The following is a 20,145-nucleotide window of genomic DNA, read 5'->3' as shown; positions in this document are numbered from 1 at the left end:
CCTCACGCCTCCCAGAAATCGCTCATGTGCGCGAAGACCCGATCGGCTCCGGCAGCGGATAATATAGCCCGGCCATCGCGGGCGCGATAATGGCCACCGCCGACAAATCCCCAGACCGTCATGCCCGCCGCCTTGGCGGCCTGTACGCCGCTGACACTGTCCTCGATCACCAGCGTGCGCGAAGGGCTGGCCTGCATCTTCCCGGCGGCGTGCAGAAAGAGATCCGGCGCCGGCTTGCCGCGCCTGACCATCTGCGCGGTGTAGAGCCGATCGCCGAAATGCGGCGCGAGGCCGGTGACGTCAAGCGACAAGGAGACACGGTCGAGGTCGCTCGACGATGCGACACAGCGCGGCGTATTCAATTCGGACAGGACCGCGCCGACGCCGGGGATCGGCTGGAGCGCGCCCGCAAACGTCTCGAGCACACGGGCCTTCAGGCGCGGAAGAAAGTCGTCAGGCAAGGCCTGGCCGAGATCGCCATAGTGCTCCTCGATCGCCTTGGTGCTGCGTCCGAGAAATAGCTCGAGCGCCTGCTCCACGCTGAGTTGAAAGCCGAACTCCGCCAAGACGTCGGACAGGCAGCGACAGCTGAGCAACTCGCTGTCGACGAGCACGCCGTCACAATCGAAGATGATGAGATCGGGTTCAGGCCGGCGCTGGTCCATCCCCGCATTCGATCATATACCCAGATGATGAGCAATAGCTCACAAGGGAACAGAGCGTCTCGGGGCGTGGCGGGCCTTTCCGTCAGGTAGGCGGCAAAGCGACTTGTCCGCCGTCGGTCGAAGGAGCGAGGGCAGAGGCGCGCCCACCACTTCTTTTCAATCGGGGAAAGATGGTGGGCCCGGTGCTGCGCGCCGATGCCCACCCACGAGACCACCTACCGCCGCTGGTTATACACGTCGATGCAGACGGCTCCGAGCAGGACCAGGCCCTTGATGACCTGCTGGTAGTCGATGCCGATGCCGAGGATGGACATGCCGTTGTTCATCACACCCATGATCATGGCGCCGACCACGGCGCCGCCGACCCGGCCCACGCCGCCATAGGCCGAGGCACCGCCGATGAAGCAGGCGGCGATGACGTCGAGCTCGAAGCCGAGACCCGCTTTCGGCGTCGCGGTGTTGAGGCGTGCGGCGAAGACGAGCCCGGCGAGCGCGGCCAGCACGCCCATGTTGACGAACGTGAAGAAAGTCAGCCGCTCGGTCTTGATACCCGATAAGCCAGCCGCCTTGGCGTTGCCGCCGACGGCATAGATATGCCGGCCGATCACGGTACGGCGGGTGACGAAGCCATAGAGCGCGATCAGGACGCTCATGATCACCAGCACGTTGGGCAGGCCACGATAGGTCGCGATCAGATAGGTGAAGTACAGCACGGCGCAGGCGAGCACCACGCTCTTGCCGAGGAAGAACGCGTAGGGCTCGACCTCGATGCCGTGCGAGACCTCGCGCGCGCGGCCCTTGGCGCTGGCGTAGACCAGCCCCAGCGCCAGCAACGCGCCGATCAGCATCGATGTCGGATGCAGCGTACCGGTCTCGGGCAGCAGTTCCGGAATGAAACCCGAGGACAGTTTCTGGAAGGTCGACGGGAACGGCCCGAGCGATTGGCCCTGCAACACCGCGAGCGCGAGACCCTTGAACACGAGCATGCCGGCCAAGGTCACGATGAAGGACGGGATCTTGAAATAGGCCACCCAATAGCCCTGCGCGGCACCAATGGCCGCGCCGACGATGAGACAGGCGATGAAGGCGAGGGTATAGTCGACCTTGTAGGTCACCATGAGGAGAGCGGCGACTGCGCCGACGAAGCCGGCGACCGATCCGACCGACAAGTCGATGTGCCCGGTGACGATCACCAGCAGCATGCCCAGCGCCATGATGACGATGTAGCTGTTCTGCAGCACAAGGTTGGTCAGGTTGAGCGGCTGCAGCAGCGTGCCGCTGGTCATGACCTGGAAAAACAGCATGATCGCGATCAGCGACATCAGCATGCCGTAGTTTCGCAGATTGTTCTTGATGAAGCTGCCGTGCCGGCGCTCCTCAGGCAGCGAAACCGTCTTGTCGGTCATGGCTGCGACCCTCCCATCTCCGCGGCCTCGACCGCGCCGTTACCGTTGCTTCGTTCGTTGCGCATGATGGCGCGCATGATCTTTTCCTGTGTCGCATCCGCGCCCCGGAACTCGCCGACGAAGGCGCCGTCGTTCATGACGCAGATGCGGTCGCAGATGCCGAGCAGCTCGGGCATCTCCGAAGAGATTACCACCACGCCGCGGCCGGCCTCCGCAAGCTCGTTGATGATACAATAAATCTCGTATTTGGCACCGACGTCGATGCCCCGTGTCGGCTCGTCCAGGATCAGCACCTTGGGGTCGGTCATCAGCCATTTCGACAGGACGACCTTCTGCTGGTTGCCGCCGGAGAGCTGGCCGGTCTCCTGGTAGACGTCGGAACAGCGGATCCGCATGCGGTTGCGGTAGTCGCTGGCGACCTTCAGCTCGGCGATATCGTCGATCACCCGCCGCGGCGCGACCTGGTCGAGGCTTGCCAGGGTAATATTCTTGCGGACATCGTCAGCCAGAATCAGGCCGAGCTGCTTGCGGTCCTCGGTGACATAGGCAAGGCCGGCGTCGATCGCGGCGGCAACGCTCGGCAGCGCGATCTCATGGCCCTCAAGCACGATCCGGCCGCTGATATTGGTGCCCCAGGAGCGGCCAAACAGGCTCATGGCGAACTCGGTGCGGCCTGCCCCCATCAGCCCGGCGATTCCAACGACCTCGCCGCGCTTCACGCCGAAATTGACGTTCTTGATCACCTGCCGTTCGGGATGAATGGGGTGGTAGACCGACCAGTTCGAAACCTCAAGCACAGGCCCGCCGATCTGAGGCTTGCGTTCTGGAAAGCGATGGGCGAGATCGCGGTTGACCATGCTGCGGATGATGCGGTCTTCCTGAATCGGCTCGGCGCGGCAGTCGATACCGTCGACCGTGCGGCCGTCGCGCAGCACGGTAATGTGGTCGGCAACGCGGGCGACTTCGTTCAGCTTGTGGGAGATCAGGATCGAGCCGATGCCCTGCTCGCGAAACTTCATCAGCCGTTCAAGCAGCGCGGCGCTGTCGGCCTCGTTGAGGCTCGCGGTCGGCTCGTCCAGGATCAGCATCCGCACGCGCTTGGATAGGGCTTTCGCAATCTCGACCAGCTGCTGCTTGCCGACGCCGAGATCGGTGATCAGCGTATCCGGCGACTCCTTGAGGCCGACCTGCGCGAGCAGCTCGCGCGTGCGCCGGTAAACCTCGTCGCGATCGATCACGCCGAGCCTGGAGGGCGGGTGCGAGAGAAAGATGTTTTCAGCGATCGACATCAGCGGGATCAGCGCCAGCTCCTGGTGGATGATGATGATGCCGAGCGCCTCGGAATCGTTGATGTCGCGGAAGCGGCGCTCCTCGCCCTCGAAGACGATGGTCCCCTCGTAGCTGCCTGCCGGGTAGACCCCGCTCAGCACCTTCATCAAGGTCGATTTGCCGGCGCCGTTCTCGCCGACCAGGGCGTGGATCTGGCCAGCCTCGACCGAGAAGTTGACGTCGCGCAGCGCCTGCACACCAGCAAAACTCTTGCTGACGTTCCGCATCTCCAGCATGGCGGTCATTGGTTTCGTCCCGTCTATTCAATTCACCTCTCCCCGCTTGCGGGGAGAGGTCGCGGCCGTTGGTACGGGTGAGGCGCAGGCTCCGCGAGAGCGGCTGTCACCACCCCGTGGAGAGCCCCTCACCCTAACCCCCTCCCCGCACGCGGGGAGAGGGAAGAAAGTCTTACTGGAACTGCGACTTCTTGTAGTAGCCGCTCTCAACCAGGACCTTCTCCCAATTGTCCTTGTACACCACGACCGGCTTCAGGAGATAGGACGGAACGGTCTTGGCGCCGTTCTCGTAGGTCTTGGTGTCGTTCACCGTGACCTGCTTGCCGGCGAGCGCGGCATCGACCATGTCGGCGGTCACCTTGGCGAGATCGCGGGTGTCCTTGAAGATGGTCGAGTACTGATCGCCGCGCAGCATCGCCTTGATCGAGGGCACTTCGGCGTCCTGACCCGAGATGATCGGCATTGGCTGATCGGCGCTGCCGTAGCCGACGCCCTTCAGCGAGGAGATGATACCGATCGAGAGGCCGTCATAGGGCGACAGCACCGCGTTGACCTTCTTGTTGCCGTAGTAGGCGCTGAGCAGGTTGTCCATGCGGGCCTGGGCGGTGGCGCCGTCCCAACGCAAGGTCGCAACCTTGTCCATGCCCATCTGGCCGGACACGACGACGAGCTTCTTGCTGTCGATGAGGGGCTGAAGCACCGACATCGCGCCGTTGTAGAAGAAGAAGGCGTTGTTGTCGTCGGGCGAGCCCCCGAACAGTTCGATGTTGAACGGTCCTTCCTTCCCGTCCTTCAGGCCGAGTCCCTTCACGATCGATTCCGCCTGGAGCACGCCGACCTGGAAGTTGTCGAAGGTCGCATAGTAATCGACGTTCGGCGTACCGCGGATCAGGCGGTCATAGGCGATGACCGTGATGCCCTTGGCCTTGGCCTGCTTGAGCACGTCCGACAGCGTTGTGCCATCGATCGCGGCGATCACCAGCGCCTTGGCGCCCTTGGTCACCATGTTCTCGACCTGCGAGAGCTGGTTCGGAATGTCGTCCTCGGCATATTGCAGGTCGGTGTTGTAGCCGCGCTCCTTCAGCACCTTCACCATGTTGTCGCCGTCTGCGATCCAGCGCGCGGAGGATTTCGTCGGCATGGCGATGCCGACGGTTGCCTTGTCCTGCGCGGAGGCGGTGAGGCCCGAGGCCATGGTTGCGGCGCCGGCCAGCGCCATCGCGAGAAACGTGGTCTTCAATTTCAACATGCTTCACTCCCTTTGGGTGTCAGACTGTTTGTTGGGTTTTGGTCCAGTACGCAGGTAGAGGTCGGTTTCGGATCTCCTATGCAAGCTTGACGTCGGGCTCCGCGCGACCGTGCGCGGAGGCTTGTAGCACAAAAGTGGAGCCGGCCAGCGAATCGGCGGCGCGCGCCTCCGCATCCATATCCTGCCAGGCAGACGTGACGAGCAGCCGCGACAGATCCGGACCGACGAAAGCGGGACAGCTCGCCTGCCTGGCCGGCACGCGCAGCGAGCGCAGGCGCTCGCCTTGCGGAGAATAGACATCGACGCGGCCTGCGCCCCAGCAGGCGTTCCAGATCTGCCCGTCGGCATCGCACACCGACCCGTCGAGCCCTCCGACGCCGGTGTGGCGCAGCAATACCTCCGGCTTGCCGCGCGGCAGCCCCGTATCGGGATTGAGCGGCACGGCATAGAGCACGGCGCGGGCGGTGTCGGCGAAATAGCCGGTCGCGCCATCCGGCGAGAAGCATATCGAGTTCGGAATGCTGATGCCCGGAAACAGCGTCGAGATCTTGCCGCGGTGGAGCGCGTAGATCGCCCCCGCCCCGCGCTCGGCCTTGCGCCCCATGGTGCCGATCCAGAACGTGCCGGATTGGTGCACGCGGCCATCATTGGAGCGCGTGGTGGGATCATCCGCTTCGAGCGGACAGAACAGTGTCATCGCGCCATCGGCCACGGTACGGACGTAACAACCATCCTCCGCGACGACCAACTGCCGTGCCGCGTCGATCCGCCCCAGCGCGCTCGCCATCCGGCCGAGCGCGTGGATTCGGATGTCACCGCGGCCAAGATGCGCCTCGAACAGCTTCCCCTCACGAATGTCGAACCACCAGGCGGTGTCGGTCGTCACGTCATAGGTTGGCCCCTCGCCAAGATGGCAGGGATGATCCGAAAGAACGGATGTCGGCACCTCCTCCATCATGGCGACCTCACCGCAAAGCGATAGACGGTGTGATGGTGATAGACCTCGCCGGGATCGAGGCGAGGGCTCGGAAAGTCCGGCCGGTTCGGCGAGTTGGGCCACATTTGCGGCTCCAGACACAACGCGTCCGATTGGCGGATCAGCTTGCCGCCCTTGCCCGAGATCGTGCCGTCGAGATAGTTGCCGGAATAGACTTGCAAGCCGGGCTGGTCGGTGAACAGCTCCATCACCCGCCCCGAGCGCGGGGCCTCCAGCCGGGCCGCGAGCGCGAGCTTGCCATCGCGCGCGAGGCAATAAGTGTGGTCGTAGCCCCTGCCGTTGTGCAATTGCTGATCGCTCTCGCGGATGCGCGTGCCGACGGCGTGAGCGTGTCGGAAGTCAAACGGTGTGTCAGCCACCGCACGGGGCGGTTCCGGCAATGGAATGGCAGTGGGGTCAATGGCCAGGAAACGCTCGGCCGCGACCGTCAGTTTGTGGTCGAGTGCAGACGTGCCTGACGTGGCGCCTTCCAGATTGAAGAAGCTGTGGTTGGTCAGGTTCACGATGGTCGGCCGATCGGTCCTTGCCTCCATCGTCAGCGACAGCTCTGTCGGGCCGGTGACGCGATAGGTCAGGCGGACGTCGAGCTTGCCGGGGTAGTTCTCCTCGCCATGCGGGCTCGTGTAGGTTAGCGTGACCGCAGGGTTGGCCCCGTCGTCGATCTCGGCAACGTCCCAGAGCTTGCGGTCGAAGCCGTCGAGGCCGCCATGGAGCGCATTCGGACCATTATTGATTGCAAGCTGGAAGGTCTCGCCATCGAGCGAGAACTGCCCGTCGGCGATGCGGTTGGCATAGCGGCCGACGGTCGCGCCAAAGAACTTGCGTTCGGAGAGATAGCCGGCAAAGGCGTCATGACCGAGCACAACATCGTCGTAGCCGCCTTTGGCGTCCGGCGCGACGAGCGCCTGGATCACCGCGCCATGGGTGATGATGCGGACCTCAAACCCGCCCTCCCCACGCAGCACGATACGCTCGACATGGCGCCCGTCCGGCAGCGTTCCGAACACGTCCTTTGCAATTTTCGCACCAAACATGCCTAGTCCACGAACGGTTCGACGATGTTGCGCTTGCCGAGCAGGAACGAGTCGGCGACGAGACGAAGCGGTGCCAGATCGACATCGCTCGCGCCTGATGCGGCGAGCTTGACGAAGTGCCGGTAGAGTTCTCGATATTCCTCATCGGGCGCGTCGGCAACAACATTGCCGTCGACCGCCATAATCCTGCCACCACGGGACAACGTCATCCGGCCCTGGTCGGTTTCCGCGACGATATCCCAGCTCTGCGGCCCGGTCTGGCGGAAATCGAATTCGGCCGTGATCGGCAGGCCGCTGATGTCGGTCAGCGTCAGATTGGCGGCAATCGGGGACTGGCAATTGGCCGGAAAGGCCAGCTCCGCCGCGGTGACGAACACCGGCTTTGGCAGGATGCGGGTCAGGATCGAGAGCGCGTTGATGCCGGGGTCGAACACGCCGAGGCCGCCGGGCTCCCAAATCCAGGTCTGGCCGGGATGCCAGACGCGGACGTCTTCCTTCCAATTGATGTGCACCGAGTTGATCCGGCGCGTAGCCAGCCATTCGCGGGCCGGCTCGACCGCCGGCGCATGGCGCGAATGCCAGGTCGCAAACAAAGTGCGCTTTGCATCCGCCGCCATTGCGATCAGCGGATCGAGTTCGGCCACGCCGATGCCGGGCGGCTTCTCCAGCATGACATGTTTGCCGGCCGCGAGCGCCGCAGCAGCCTGGGCGCGGCGCACCTGAGGTGGTGTGCAGAGCGACACCGCATCGATCTCCGGACCCTTTTCCAGCAGTTCCTCGATGGTCGCAAAATGCGGCAGGCCCGGCAGCGAGGCGTTGCGGCTGGCAACGGCGGCAAGCGTCGCGCCAGCTGTCGCAGCAATAGCGCCGACATGCTGGTCGCGGGCGATTTTACCGAAACCGACGATGGCGATACGAAGGGCTGTCACGAATTGTCTCCAGGTTCTGCAGGTGCCGCCGGAGCTGTTTCGGCCGCCATCCCCTTATGCCGGCGCATGCCGTTGTGAATGACGAAGGCCATGGCCTCGGCCGCCGCGTCCGCATCCCCGGCTGCGATCGAATCGACGATCTTCTGGTGCCAGATCAAGGCGATCTCGCGGTCTTCCGAACCGGCCGGTGCACTGAGCATGAAAGCCGTACGTAACGCAGCCTCGATCACGTGACCGATGGAACGCATGAACGGATTGCCCGACGCTCGCGCGACCGCAAGATGCAGGGCGAGATCGGCTTCGGCAAAGCCGACTGATTCCGACGTCTCCTGCCGCATGCAATCCATGCTGCGCTGAAGCTCGGCAATGTCGTCTTCGGAACGACGCTTGGCCGCGAGCGCCGCCGCGCGCGGCTCGACCGCAAGACGTATTTCGGCGAGATCGTTGAGAAAGTGTCTGTCGATGCCGGCGTCGAGATGCCAGGCCAGCACGTCGGCGTCGAACATGTTCCAGGCCGCGCGCCCGCGCACGACTGTGCCGACCCGCGCCTTGGTCGTCAAAAGCCCCTTGGCGACCAGCGTCTTCACGCTCTCGCGCAACACCGGCCGCGATACGCCGAACATTGCCGTCAGCTCGGCATCGCCCGGAAGCCGCACCCCTTCCGCATAGCGCCCACCGATGATGTCGACGCCGATCGAGCGGGCCACCTCCGCATGGTTCGAATGCGCCCGCCGTGTCGGGATGACGACGATACGCGAGGTCATGGGACGGCTCCCGCGCGGTTCGACACCGGCCGGCGCGCCAGCGCGACCAGCCCCTGCTGAAGTGCGATGAAGGCGAACAGCAGGATGCCGGTCGCGATCTTCGTCCACCAACTCGACAGCGTGCCGTCAAAATTGATGTAGGTCTGGATCATGCCCTGGATCAGCACGCCGAGGAAGGTGCCGATCACCGAGCCCTGCCCGCCCGTGAGCAGCGTGCCGCCGATGACCACGGCCGCGATGCTATCGAGCTCGACACCGACGGCGGAGAGCGAATAGCCGGCGCTGGTATAGAAGGAAAACACGATGCCGGCGATGCCCGCGAGCAGGCTCGACAGCATGTAGATCTTCACCGTCATTTTGCCTACCGCAACACCCATCAGGCTTGCGGTGGCCCGGCCGCCGCCAAGCGCATAGACATTTGCGCCGAACCGGGTGAGACGCAGCAGCAGAATGCCGCCGATCACGATCACCAGCATGATGATCGCTATCGCCGTCAGCCGCCCGCCACCGGGCATGTGCAGCGCAAAATCCGACACGGTCGAATAGACCGGCGCGGTGATCGGCACCGATTCTGTCGAAAGCAGAAAACTCGCGCCGCGCGCCAGAAACATCCCGGCCAGCGTCACAATGAACGGCGGCAGATCAAATACGTGGATGATGGCGCCCATCGCAGCGCCAAAGGCCGCCGAGAGCACGAGGATGGCGACAAACGCGACCAGCGGCGGCATGCCCCAGCGCTCGATCGCAAGCGCGACGAACACGGTGGTGAAGCCAATCACCGAGCCGACCGACAGATCGATACCACCGGAGATGATGACGAAGGTCATACCGGTCGCGACGATGCCGAGAAAGGCGTTGTCGGTGAGAAGATTGCCGACGACGCGGGTCGAGGCGATGTTGGGAAACTGCAGTGCGCAGGCTGCGAAGCCGGCGACCAGCACGATGGCCGTGATCAGGACGGGCGGCAGGCCTTTCATGGTTTCGTCCCCCGCAGCCGCGCCATGATACCGGAAAAGCCCGACAGCTTCGGTGATTGCAGCAGCAGCACCGCGAGCACCACCACGGCCTTGACCAGCAGGTTGAACTCCGGCGGATAGCCCGATAGCAGAATACCGGTATTCATGGTTTGGATGATCAGCGCGCCTAACACTGCCAGGATCAGGCTGAAGCGCCCGCCGAACAGCGAGGTGCCGCCGATCACGACGGCCAGAATGGCGTCGAGCTCGAGCCAGAGGCCGGCATTGTTGGCATCCGCGCCCATGATGTCGGCCGCGGCGATCACGCCGGCGAGCGCCGCACAGACCCCGCACCAGACATAGACCGCCAGAATCATCGCGCGCGTGCCCACACCGGCAAGCTCGCTCGCGCGGGCGTTGCCACCAGTCGCCTCGATCAGGAGACCGAGCGCGGAGCCGCGTACGATGGCGCCGGTGAGGATCAACATGCCGACCGCAATCGTGATCGGTACCGGCACCCCGAGAATGGCACCGTTGCCGAGCCAGACCAGGTCCGGCGACGTGAAGGTCACAATCCGCCCTTCTGTGATGAGCTGGGCGATGCCACGCCCAGCCACCATCAGGATCAGCGTCGCCACGATCGGCTGCATGCCAAGGACCGCGACAAGAAAACCGTTCCAGAGGCCGCAGAGGATGCCGATACCGAGCGCCGCGGCCAGCACCACCGGCAAGCCGTGGCTGTCGGCAAGGCTCGCAGCGATTGCACCGGAGATCGCCATCACCGCGCCGACGGAAAGATCGATGCCGCGCGTCGCGATCACCAGCACCATACCGAGCGAGAGCAACGCCACCGGCGTGCCTCGGTTGAGCACGTCGATCAGGCTACCGAACAGACGGCCGTCCTGGAGGCGCAGGTCGAAGAATTGCGGCGAAACCACGCGGTCGACCGCGAGGATGACGATCAAGGCCAGGATCTGGGCAAGGCCGCGGCGCGGCAACAGCGCTGTCATGCCCGCACCTCTTGCATCGCGGCGCCATCGGCGGCGATCGCCGCAAGAATGTTGGTGACGTCGATTGCCTCGCCCGAGAGCTCCTCGACATGGGCGCGGTCGCGCAGCACGACCACGCGGTCGGAATAAGTCACGATTTCATCCAGTTCGGAGGAGATCACAAGCAGCGCCAGCCCGTCGTCGCAGAGTTCGCGGATCAGGCGGATGATTTCGGCATGCGCGCCGACATCGATGCCACGGGTGGGTTCGTCCAGCACGAGGAGCCGCGGCGACGTCGCGAGCCAACGCGCCAGCAGAACCTTCTGTTGATTGCCGCCGGAGAGCAGGCCCACCGGACGCTCGGGATCGGGCGGACGAATGTCGAGCATCTTCACGTAGCGACGTGCAATCTCGTCCTGCTCGCGACGGGACAGTGGCCGATGCAGGCCGCGTTTGGCCTGAAGCGCGAGCACGATATTCTCGCGCACGGTGAGCTCGGCGACAATGCCGTCGGTCTTGCGCTCCTCCGGGCAATAGCCAAAGCCGTGGCGCACGCCGTCGCGCGGCGACTGAAGGCGTACGGGGGCGCCCTCAACGCTCGCCTGCCCAACGTCAGCGCGCTCGGCACCGAACACCAACCGCGCCGTCTCGGTCCGACCCGATCCGAGGAGCCCGGCGAGGCCGACGACCTCGCCATGGCGCAGCTCGAGATTGAAGGGGGCGACATAGCCGGCCCTGCCGTAATTGTCGAAACGCGCGCAGACCTCGCGCACCATGTGCTCGCCGGCGGCAGCCCGCGCGTTGGTGGTCTCGGCGAGCTCCCGGCCGAGCATCATCCGGATCAACTCGAGCCGCGGCAGCGACGCGATCTCGCGCTCGCCGACCAGGCGGCCATTGCGCAAGACGGTAAGGCGATCGGATATCTCGTAGACCTGATCGAGGAAATGGCTGACGAAGACGATACCGATGCCGCGCTTGGCCAACTGGCGCATGATGCGGAAGAGGATCTCGACCTCATGGCGGTCGAGGCTCGCCGTCGGCTCGTCCAAAATCAGCACGCGTGCGGAGAGATCGACCGCGCGCGCGATCGCAGTGACGTGCTGTATGGCCACCGAATAATCGCCGAGCGATGCCGCGACGTCGATATCGAGGCCGAACTCCGTGAGCAGCGCTTTGGCGCGACGGCGCATCTCGCCTTCGCGCACGACGCCGAAGCGCATCGGCTGGCGGTCGAGAAACAGGTTCTGTGCCACCGAAAGGTTTGGAAGCAGATTGACTTCCTGGTAGACGGTCGCAATGCCGGCCTGCACCGCCGCCTTGGCCGAACGCGGCGCGACCTCTTCGCCGCCCAGCCTCACAACACCGGCATCGCGCGGAAACACGCCGGTAACCACCTTGATCAGCGTGGATTTGCCGGCACCGTTCTCGCCGAGCAGCGCATGGATCTCGCCGGCGCGAAGCGTGAAGTCGACCTCCTGCAACGCGCGCACCGCGCCAAAGCTCTTGCTGATCCCGCGCACCTCCAGGAGGGGCGGAGCAGGATCGAGGCTGTTCTCCATAACGACGTCACTCCCACCGGCGCCCGCTTATGCTGCGGACGCCCAGCCTATTCGTTCGCGCAACGATTGCGAAGGGGGTGCCGGACCACAGGACGTGGTCCGGCGAGACGCCCGCCTCAGTAACCGAGGCCCTTCTTGCTGTCGTATTCCTTCTGCGGATTGTCTGTGGCGGTGAGCAGCCTGGATTCGGTCTGGATCCACTTCGGTGGAACGGTACCCTTCTCCTTGAACGCCGTAACCGCATCGAAGGCCGGGCCGGCCATGTTCGGCGTCAGCTCGACCGTCGCATTGGCCTCGCCGGCCACCATCGCCTTGAAGATATCTGGCACGGCATCGATCGACACCGTGAGGATGTCCTTGCCCGGCTTGAGACCGGCTTCCTTCATCGCCTGGATCGCGCCAACCATCATGTCGTCGTTGTGGGCGTAGACCGCGCAGATGTTCTTGCCGCCGCCTTCGGCCTTGATGAAGCTCTCCATGACTTCCTTGCCCTTGGCGCGGGTGAAGTCACCGGTCTGGCTGCGCACGATTTTCAGGTTGGCGTGCTTGGCGATGGCAGTGTCAAAGCCCTTCTTGCGGTTGGCCGCGACGCTCGCGCCGACCGTGCCCTGCAATTCGACGATGTTGCAGGCCTTGTCGCCGACGGTCTTGGCCAGCCAGTCGCCGGCGACCTCGCCTTCGTGCACGCTGTCCGAGGTGACGGCGGTGAGATAGAGGTCCTTGCCCGACGGGTCGATGTCGCGGTCGAGCAGCACGACCGGGATCTTGGCTTCTTTGGCTTCCTTCAGCACCGCATCCCAACCCGTCGCGACAACCGGCGCCAGGAAGATCGCATCGACGTTCTGCGCGATGAAGGAGCGGATCGCCTTGATCTGGTTCTCCTGCTTCTGCTGCGCGTCGGCGATCTTGAGGTTGATCTTGCGCTTGGTCGCCTCCTGCTTGGTGACCGACGTCTCGGCGGCGCGCCAGCCGGATTCCGATCCGATCTGAGAGAAGCCGACAGTCAGCTCGGCGGCATTGGCCGGCAGCGAAAGCAGCAACGCGGCCGTGGCGCTGGCCGCAAAAAGGGCTTTGAGGGTCATCAGGCGTATCTCCCAAGAATGTTATCCGAGGCACCATTTGGTAATATGGCACCTTCGGGCCGGCCCCTGCGGCGGCGGAGGGCACCATTTCACGGAAGTTCGCCGCTGTATAGTCATATTATTTGACTATTGAGCCGAATGATGTGGAGACAGGGAGGGTAAGCGCAAACACACGCCAAGCAAGATGTTTCGAACAAAACTCAATTTATAGTTGCGTACGATTCCGTGGGCCGTCCAGCCGCTCGGCAACGCGTTATGTCCGGACAAGCCCCGGGCATAACGGCCTCATAAAAGGAAGTGCGCGCAGTTCTGCAGCCGCAAGAGGCTGAGGCGAGGCGCTAGATCAGTTTCCGCTGCGCCAGATTCTTCATCAGCGCGCCGATGCCGAAGGTCCACGGCTCGCACTCGTCGCTGGTGCGCATGCGATTGACGAGCTTGCCGAGCTGAGGGGCGGCAATGGTGACGATGTCGTCGCGCTTATGGGTGAACCCCTGCCCCGGCGCATCGCGATCCTTTACAGGCGCGAACATGGTGCCGAGGAACAGCACGAACCCATCGGGATATTGGTGCACCTTACCGATGGTCTGCGCGACGAGGTCGGTCGGATCGCGGCTGATCTTGCTGATCGAGGAATGGCCGTCGAGAACGAAGCCGTCCGTGCCCTTCACGTTCAGGCTGATGTCGAGCTTGCGCGCATCATCCAGCGTGAAGCCGTCATCGAACAGCCGCAGCAGCGGACCGATCGAGCACGACGCATTGTTATCCTTGGCCTTCGACAACAGCAGCGCCGAGCGGCCTTCGAAGTCTCGCAGATTCACGTCGTTGCCAAGCGCCGCGCCGACGATGTTGCCGCGGCTCGATACGAACAGCACCAGCTCCGGCTCCGGATTGTTCCAGGTCGACTTCGGATGCAGGCCGGCATCCATGCCGGTGCCGACCGAGGATAAGGTCGGCGCCTTGGTGAAGACTTCGGCATCGGGGCCGATGCCGACTTCGAGATACTGGCTCCAGGCGTTCTGATCGATCAGCACCTGCTTCAGGTGCATCGCCTGGTCCGAGCCCGGCCTGAGTTTTGACAGATCGTCACCGATCAGCCGCGTGACCTCTTTGCGGATCGCTTCGGCCGAGGCCGGATTGCCCTTTGCCCGCTCCTCGATCACGCGCTCGAGCATTGAGATCGCGAAGGTGACGCCGGCGGCTTTCAACGTCTGGAGATCGACCGGCGCAAGCAGCCAGGGCTTGCTGGGATCACGGCCATCCGGCGCAGTGTTGGCGACGATCGCCTCGAGATCGCCGATACGCTCGCCCTTGGTCGTGGCGAGCGCCTTGGCCGGATTGTCCTCTTCACAGAGCGCGCTGATGGTCGGAAACGTCGCAGTGACGTCGAAGACACCATCGCCGCGCACGGCGACAACGGCCGGACCGTTCGCCTGCGGCAGCCAGACCCGACCGACCAGCGTTCCCTTCGTTCCATCCTCGGGGAGAAGATCTTCAACCGTCAAAATGGTCATGGCCGGCGTCCTCGCTGTTTTTGGATCGGCCGCGTTCGAACGACGGCCGATCAGATTGGCGAAGACCAATAAACGTCTGGCATGGGAAGTCCAGAGCGGCAGGATGCCCCGCTGCTATGCGCCTGCGCGTGCCTTCCGGGCGGCAATCTGTTGCAGCGCCCAGCGCGCGTTCTTGCGGACATCGGGATCGGCATCGTCGGCGATGACGGCCAAGAATGCCTCACCGTCGGGATGGGCGATCTCGCCGAGCGCGGCGGCCGCTTCCTTCCGCAAATTCGCCTGATCGTGGTTGATGCAGTTGCCGATCGGGCGCACCGCCCGCTCGATTTTCATCTTGCCGAGGCTGCGGATCGCCTTCAACCGCACCTGCCAGTATTCGTCGGAGAGTGAGCTAACGAGCGGGTCGGCGGCAAGCGAGCCGTTGACGTTGAGGCCGAGCGTCTCCGCGGCCATTTCGCGGACCATCCAGTCGCTGTCCTTCAGCGCACGCGTGATAGTCTCGGCTGCGGGCTTCATCTGCGAAAATGCCAACGCGCTAACCGCGGCGCGGCGGACATGTGCGTCGGGATCGTTGATCAGCGCGGTCAGCGCGGGGATGGATTCCTCCAGCTTGAGGAAGCCGATCACGCCGATCGCCTGCACGCGCACCGCAGCATCGGAATCCTGCAGCGCCTCCAGCGCCGGCTTCAGGGTATCCTTGCAGCGCAGCTCCTTCAGCGCACGTAGCGCCCCCATGCGAACGAAGGCATGGGCATGCTTGACCAGCGGCAGGACGACGTTGGCGCAAGCGGGATCCTTGAACTCGGCCATGCTGTCGGCCGCCGCCGCCGCCACGATCCGTTCCGGATCGACCAGCAGCTTGACCAGCGCACTTGCGGCTTCCGGCCCGTCGAACTCACCGAGCGCCATCGCCACCTGCTGGCGCACGCCGGCGTCGGGATCGGCGACCATGTTGGTGAGATGGACCACGGCCGCGGGATCGCCGGAATGGCCGAGCGCGATGATGGCGACGCGGCGTTCGGCGGGATCTGCCGCCTGAAGCCGCTCGTCGGCGTCTTCGAGATCGTCGTAGGATTCGAACGGGCTCGACATGATCACCTCAACAGATAGGGAATATTGACGGTGACGGCACCGGTCGGGCAATCGGCCTCGCAGGGCATGCAGTACCAGCACTCGTCATAGGCCATGTAGGCCTTGCCGGTCATATCGCTGATGCGCAGCACGTCGAGCGGACAGACGTCGACACACACGGTGCAGCCCTTGTCGGCAATGCATTTGGCGTCGTCGACGACGACCGGAACCGATGTCTGATGGGACGCGAGAGGCATTTCATGTCTCCTGTTGATCGTGCGGTGGATCAGGCGGTGGCGCGAATGCGCTGCTTGTCGTAGAGGTCCTTCTCGTCGTCGGCGATCGGCACGACATAGGGCTCTACGGCACGCTTCTGGCTGGTCATTTTGCCGTTCTCCTTGCTGAGCAGCGTGTGGCAGAACCAGTTCTCGTTGTCCTTCTCCGGAAAATCCGTGCGCCAGTGGTAGAGGCCCCAGCGGCTCTCTTCGCGGTACAACGAGGCATGCACCGCCATGTCGGCGCAGTCCATGATCGACTGTACTTCGAGGGCGCGGAGCAACTCGTGCGCGTTGCGCGCGATCATATGCTCCTGCATGTCCTGCCGGGTTTCGGCGAGGCGACGCATGCCGAGCTCGTACTTGCGCGTGACCTTCGGCGGCTGCAGATAGTCGTTGACCAAACGGCGGGTCTTGTACTCGAGCTGGTTGGGTGGAATGCCGTCCTCGCGCCTGGTCGGTGCCATCACGCGCTCTTGTTCCCTCGCCACGTCCTGCGCATCGAACTCCGCGAAATCATGGTTCTCGGCAAATTCCATCGCGTCGATGCCGGCGACCGAGCCGTTGGTAAAGGCGCCCAGCATGTAATTGTGAGGCACGCTCGCCATGTCGCCGGCGGCGTAAAGGCCGGGCACGGTGGTGCGGGCATTGTCGTCGACGAACACGCCAGAGGCGCTGTGGCCGGAGCAGAAGCCGATTTCGGAGATGTGCATCTCGATCGAGTCGTTGCGGTAGTCGACGCCGCGCCCCTGCTGGAACAGGCCGCGCGTGGGACGCTCGACCTTGTGCAGCGTGGATTCAATCTCCGAGATGGTGTCGGGGTGGAGGTGCTTGAGCTGGAGAAACACAGGGCCCTTGCCTGACAGCAGTTCGTTGTAGAACTCCAGCATCATCTGGCCCGACCAATAGTCGCATTCGATGAAGCGCGAGCCCTCGTTGTTGGCCGTGAAGGCGCCGAAGGGACCGGCGACATAAGCGCACGCCGGGCCATTGTAGTCCTTGATCAGCGGATTGATCTGGTAGCATTCGAGGTTCGCGAGCGCGGCCCCGGCGTGATAGGCCATGGAATAGCCGTCGCCGGAATTGGCGGCATTCTCGTAGGTGCCGAACATGTAGCCGGAGGTCGGCAGGCCCAGGCGGCCGGCGGCGCCCATGCAGAGGATCACGGCCTTGGCCTTGATCACCAGGATCTCGGCGGTGCGGGTGTTGACGGAGATTGCGCCGGCGATGCGGCCGTCGGACGATTTCAGCAGCCGCGTCGCCATGTAGCGATTGGAGATCAGAATGCGGGCGCGGCGGAGCTGGCGGTACAACGCCTTCTTCACGGTCTCGCCGTTCGGCATCGGCAGAACATAGGTGCCGATGTGGTGCACCTTCTTGACGGCGTAGTCGCCATTCTCGTTCTTCAGGAAGCGAATGCCAAAACTATCGAGCTCTTCGATGATGCTGTAGCAGTTTTGCGCGTATTTGTAGACCGCCTTCTGGTCGACGATGCCGTCGTTGGCTATGGTGATTTCCTTGGTGTACTGCTCCGGCGTCGCGTAGCCGGGGATGACGGCGTTGTTCAGTCCGTCCATGCCCATCGAAATCGCACCGGAGCGCTTGACGTTGGCCTTTTCGAGCAGGACGACGTTGGCCTTCGGGTTCTTCAGCTTCGCCTTCAGCGCCGCCATCGGGCCGGCCGTGCCGCCGCCGATCACGAGCACATCGCAAGATACTTCCGAAAGCCCATCGACGATCTGATCTAGTGCCATCACTTGCTCCTGGTTCGCCGATAGCCGGCGCCTTTGCATCAGATTTGTTCAGGTGGCGTCCCGCCGATAGCAATTAGTTGTCGCCGGGACGCGATTTGCGCTCACCGCTCGACGAAGGCCTTCTCGATGACGAAATGGCCGGGCTGGCTGTGGCTGCCCTCGACAAAGCCGCGCGCTGAAAACATCGCGGGCAGTTCCTCCAGCATCGCCGGGCTGCCGCACAGCATGATGCGGTCGGTCTCGATATCCAGGCCCGATAGGCCGATGTCGTCGAACAGCTGGCTGGAGGCGATCAAATCGGTGATGCGACCGCGATTCCTGAACGGTTCGCGGGTGACCGTCGGGTAGTAGACGAGTTTATCGCGGATCAGCGGCCCGAAGTACTCGTGGTTGCGCAGTCCATCGACCAGGTGCTCGCCATAAGCAAGCTCGGAGACCTGGCGGCAGCCGTGAGCGAGCACGATTGTCTCGTAATTCTCGTAGACGTCGGGGTCCTTGATCAAGCTCGCGAAGGGCGCGAGTCCCGTGCCGGTCGAAAGCAGCAACAGGCGTTTGCCAGGAATGAGGTTACCGGTGATCAGCGTGCCTGTCGCCTTGCGACCGACCAGAATGATATCGCCTTCCCTGATCTTTTGCAGGCGGGAGGTCAATGGACCGTCCTGCACCTTGATCGAGAAGAATTCGAGCGCTTCCTCGTGATTGGCGCTCGCCATGCTGTAGGCGCGCATCACGGGCTTGCCCTCCACCTCCAGCCCGATCATCGCAAACTGGCCGTTCTGGAAGCGGAAGCCGGGATCGCGCGTCGCGGTGAAGCTGAAAAGGGAATCGGTCCAGTGCCTGACCGACAAAACCGTTTCCTTCTGAAATGCGCTCATGGTCTCTCCTCTCGACGACGCAGAAAGTTTCGGAGAGAGCGGAGTCCCGCAATTCGGAAGTGAAATTCCCGGTGGATTAGTTTCACATTTCGTCGGCGATGATCGAAGCGGAGGCACACTGCCGGGTCGACTGCGCACTTGGGCCGGCAATTAGTTGCTATCCGCGCGTGACGACCTGCGCCTAGAGAGGAGTCGGAGGTTCGTCATGAACATGACCCTGGTGGCACCGACGGTGACCGGCTACGAAGCAAGCGCCGATCTGGCGACACTTCTCGTGCGGACCACCGACGGCGAAACGCTCAGCGTTTCCGCCGAGCGGCTCCGTTTGTCCTGCAAGTGCGCTCACTGCACCCGCGCCCGCTTCGACGAGCGCTTTCCCGAACGGTTGCCGGGGATCGCCATCATCGGGATCGGCGATCTCGGCTATGGGCTCAACATCTCGTTCTCGGACGGGCATAATCGCGGAATCTACCCAAAGTCCTATTTGCCAAGCCTTGCAGGGCCCTAGCGACCCGCTTGCCACCCATCTGGCACGGACATTGCTCCTCTTTGGAACGACTTGAACGGTCCGGAGGCAGACGATGTTGCAGGCGGCGAGTGCGGTTAGCGGGACTGTTCCCCCGGCAGTCCGGCCTGCGGGCAGCTCCTCGCTGCTGCTGACCGAGAACCAGCAATCCATCGGTGGGCCGCCGCCTCTGATGGACAAGCTCTCACCGCGCGAGCGGGAACTGGTGCTGAAGCAGGGCCGGCGAAAGGTGCTTAACCGCGGCCAGACGCTGTTCAGCCAGGGCGGGAAGCATGACGGTATCTGGCTGATCGAAAGTGGCCGCATCCGCGTGTTCTACAGCTCCCCGCTCGGGCGCGAGATCACGCTGGCCTACTGGCACGTCGGCAATTTCGTCGGCGGTCCCGAGGTGTTCGAGGGCACCGTCCATCAATGGTCCGGCGTCGCGTCCAGCAATTGCAGCGTGGTGCACCTGCCCGGAAAGGAACTGCGGTCCCTTGCTGCAGAGATCCCAAACCTTGCGATCGGTCTGATCGAAGGCCTCACCTTCAAGGGCAAGTGCTATTCGGCACTGGCGCAGATGTTGGGAACGCGCTCGATTACGCAGCGCCTTGCACATCTGTTGCTGCACCTCGTCGAGCTCTACGGCGTAGAGGATGGGGAGGGCCGGGTGATCGCGGCAGCATTCACCCATGCCGACATCGCCCATATGGTCGGCGCGACAAGGCAATGGGTCACGATCAGCCTGAAGCGGATGCAGGAGAAGGGAATCGTCGTGACCAGGCGGTCCCAGATCGTGGTCTGTCGGACCGACGTACTGGAAGAGATGCGCGGCCACGCATCTGACTGAACGAGTTTGCGGGCAAGATCACTGCCCAGGCAAGCGGCTTTATAGTGCAGGATTGCTCAAGGAGTATGCAATCAGCTTTTCCCCGGCAACTAATCGACTGCCGTCAACA

Annotated in this window: 19 protein-coding genes; 2 read left to right on the top strand and 17 right to left on the bottom strand. The window is 63.6% G+C overall.

Going from position 1 to position 20,145, the window contains the following annotated elements:
• Nucleotides 1–2: 2 nt before the first annotated feature.
• The 17 genes from ACVW16_RS30620 to ACVW16_RS30540 all read right to left on the bottom strand — a co-directional run bounded on the left by ACVW16_RS30620 (nt 3) and on the right by ACVW16_RS30540 (nt 18,681).
• A complete protein-coding gene (locus ACVW16_RS30620) occupies nt 3–665 on the bottom strand; it encodes an HAD family hydrolase (protein WP_456734611.1) in 663 nt (220 codons plus the stop codon).
• A 215-nt stretch (nt 666–880) separates the two neighbouring features.
• Complete coding sequence (gene mmsB / locus ACVW16_RS30615; RefSeq protein WP_456702715.1) at nt 881–2,071, bottom strand: multiple monosaccharide ABC transporter permease; 1,191 nt, start codon at nt 2,069–2,071, stop codon at nt 881–883.
• On the bottom strand, nt 2,068–3,645 hold the full coding sequence (gene mmsA / locus ACVW16_RS30610; protein ID WP_456702714.1) for a multiple monosaccharide ABC transporter ATP-binding protein: 1,578 nt from the start codon (nt 3,643–3,645) through the stop codon (nt 2,068–2,070). Before mmsA ends, mmsB begins: the two co-directional genes overlap by 4 nt.
• Nucleotides 3,646–3,808: 163 nt before the next feature.
• Complete coding sequence (chvE, locus tag ACVW16_RS30605) at nt 3,809–4,885, bottom strand: multiple monosaccharide ABC transporter substrate-binding protein (protein WP_456702713.1); 1,077 nt, start codon at nt 4,883–4,885, stop codon at nt 3,809–3,811.
• Between the two features lie 76 nt (nt 4,886–4,961).
• Entirely contained in the window at nt 4,962–5,840 is an 879-nt protein-coding gene (locus tag ACVW16_RS30600) for an SMP-30/gluconolactonase/LRE family protein (protein WP_456802629.1), read from the bottom strand.
• The gene (locus tag ACVW16_RS30595; RefSeq protein WP_456734610.1) at nt 5,840–6,916 is read right to left on the bottom strand and encodes an aldose epimerase family protein; all 1,077 of its coding nucleotides are present in this window, start codon (nt 6,914–6,916) and stop codon (nt 5,840–5,842) included. Before ACVW16_RS30595 ends, ACVW16_RS30600 begins: the two co-directional genes overlap by 1 nt.
• 2 nt (nt 6,917–6,918) lie before the next feature.
• Nucleotides 6,919–7,845, bottom strand: a complete 927-nt coding sequence (locus ACVW16_RS30590) for a Gfo/Idh/MocA family protein (RefSeq protein WP_456702711.1) — start codon at nt 7,843–7,845, stop codon at nt 6,919–6,921.
• Nucleotides 7,842–8,609, bottom strand: a complete 768-nt coding sequence (locus ACVW16_RS30585; protein WP_456734609.1) for a FadR/GntR family transcriptional regulator — start codon at nt 8,607–8,609, stop codon at nt 7,842–7,844. The genes ACVW16_RS30590 and ACVW16_RS30585 overlap by 4 nt, the downstream gene beginning before the upstream one ends.
• Nucleotides 8,606–9,586, bottom strand: a complete 981-nt coding sequence (gene yjfF, locus ACVW16_RS30580; RefSeq protein WP_456702709.1) for a galactofuranose ABC transporter, permease protein YjfF — start codon at nt 9,584–9,586, stop codon at nt 8,606–8,608. The genes ACVW16_RS30585 and yjfF overlap by 4 nt, the downstream gene beginning before the upstream one ends.
• Entirely contained in the window at nt 9,583–10,575 is a 993-nt protein-coding gene (locus tag ACVW16_RS30575; protein WP_456702708.1) for an ABC transporter permease, read from the bottom strand. The genes yjfF and ACVW16_RS30575 overlap by 4 nt, the downstream gene beginning before the upstream one ends.
• Nucleotides 10,572–12,113: a sugar ABC transporter ATP-binding protein gene (locus tag ACVW16_RS30570; protein WP_456734608.1), complete on the bottom strand. Its 1,542-nt coding sequence runs from the start codon at nt 12,111–12,113 to the stop codon at nt 10,572–10,574. Before ACVW16_RS30570 ends, ACVW16_RS30575 begins: the two co-directional genes overlap by 4 nt.
• 116 nt (nt 12,114–12,229) lie before the next feature.
• Nucleotides 12,230–13,195 (bottom strand): galactofuranose ABC transporter, galactofuranose-binding protein YtfQ, encoded by a 966-nt coding sequence (gene ytfQ, locus ACVW16_RS30565; RefSeq protein WP_456734607.1) that lies wholly within the window; start codon nt 13,193–13,195, stop codon nt 12,230–12,232.
• A 338-nt stretch (nt 13,196–13,533) separates the two neighbouring features.
• The gene (locus ACVW16_RS30560; protein ID WP_456702706.1) at nt 13,534–14,706 is read right to left on the bottom strand and encodes a fumarylacetoacetate hydrolase family protein; all 1,173 of its coding nucleotides are present in this window, start codon (nt 14,704–14,706) and stop codon (nt 13,534–13,536) included.
• Nucleotides 14,707–14,820: 114 nt separating this feature from the next.
• Nucleotides 14,821–15,798: a HEAT repeat domain-containing protein gene (locus ACVW16_RS30555; RefSeq protein ID WP_456702705.1), complete on the bottom strand. Its 978-nt coding sequence runs from the start codon at nt 15,796–15,798 to the stop codon at nt 14,821–14,823.
• Nucleotides 15,799–15,800: 2 nt separating this feature from the next.
• On the bottom strand, nt 15,801–16,034 hold the full coding sequence (locus ACVW16_RS30550) for a 4Fe-4S dicluster domain-containing protein (protein WP_092226673.1): 234 nt from the start codon (nt 16,032–16,034) through the stop codon (nt 15,801–15,803).
• A 29-nt stretch (nt 16,035–16,063) separates the two neighbouring features.
• The gene (locus ACVW16_RS30545; RefSeq protein ID WP_456734606.1) at nt 16,064–17,806 is read right to left on the bottom strand and encodes a fumarate reductase/succinate dehydrogenase flavoprotein subunit; all 1,743 of its coding nucleotides are present in this window, start codon (nt 17,804–17,806) and stop codon (nt 16,064–16,066) included.
• Between the two features lie 101 nt (nt 17,807–17,907).
• A complete protein-coding gene (locus tag ACVW16_RS30540; protein WP_456702703.1) occupies nt 17,908–18,681 on the bottom strand; it encodes a ferredoxin--NADP reductase in 774 nt (257 codons plus the stop codon).
• A 211-nt stretch (nt 18,682–18,892) separates the two neighbouring features.
• Between ACVW16_RS30540 and ACVW16_RS30535 the strand changes: the two genes are divergently transcribed.
• The gene (locus tag ACVW16_RS30535) at nt 18,893–19,189 is read left to right on the top strand and encodes a DUF971 domain-containing protein (protein ID WP_456738139.1); all 297 of its coding nucleotides are present in this window, start codon (nt 18,893–18,895) and stop codon (nt 19,187–19,189) included.
• A 73-nt stretch (nt 19,190–19,262) separates the two neighbouring features.
• Nucleotides 19,263–20,036 (top strand): Crp/Fnr family transcriptional regulator, encoded by a 774-nt coding sequence (locus ACVW16_RS30530; protein WP_456734605.1) that lies wholly within the window; start codon nt 19,263–19,265, stop codon nt 20,034–20,036.
• The last annotated feature ends 109 nt before the right edge of the window (nt 20,037–20,145 follow it).

Source organism: Bradyrhizobium sp. USDA 4474 (assembly GCF_054057515.1).
This window is presented reverse-complemented; position numbering and strand designations above follow the sequence as displayed.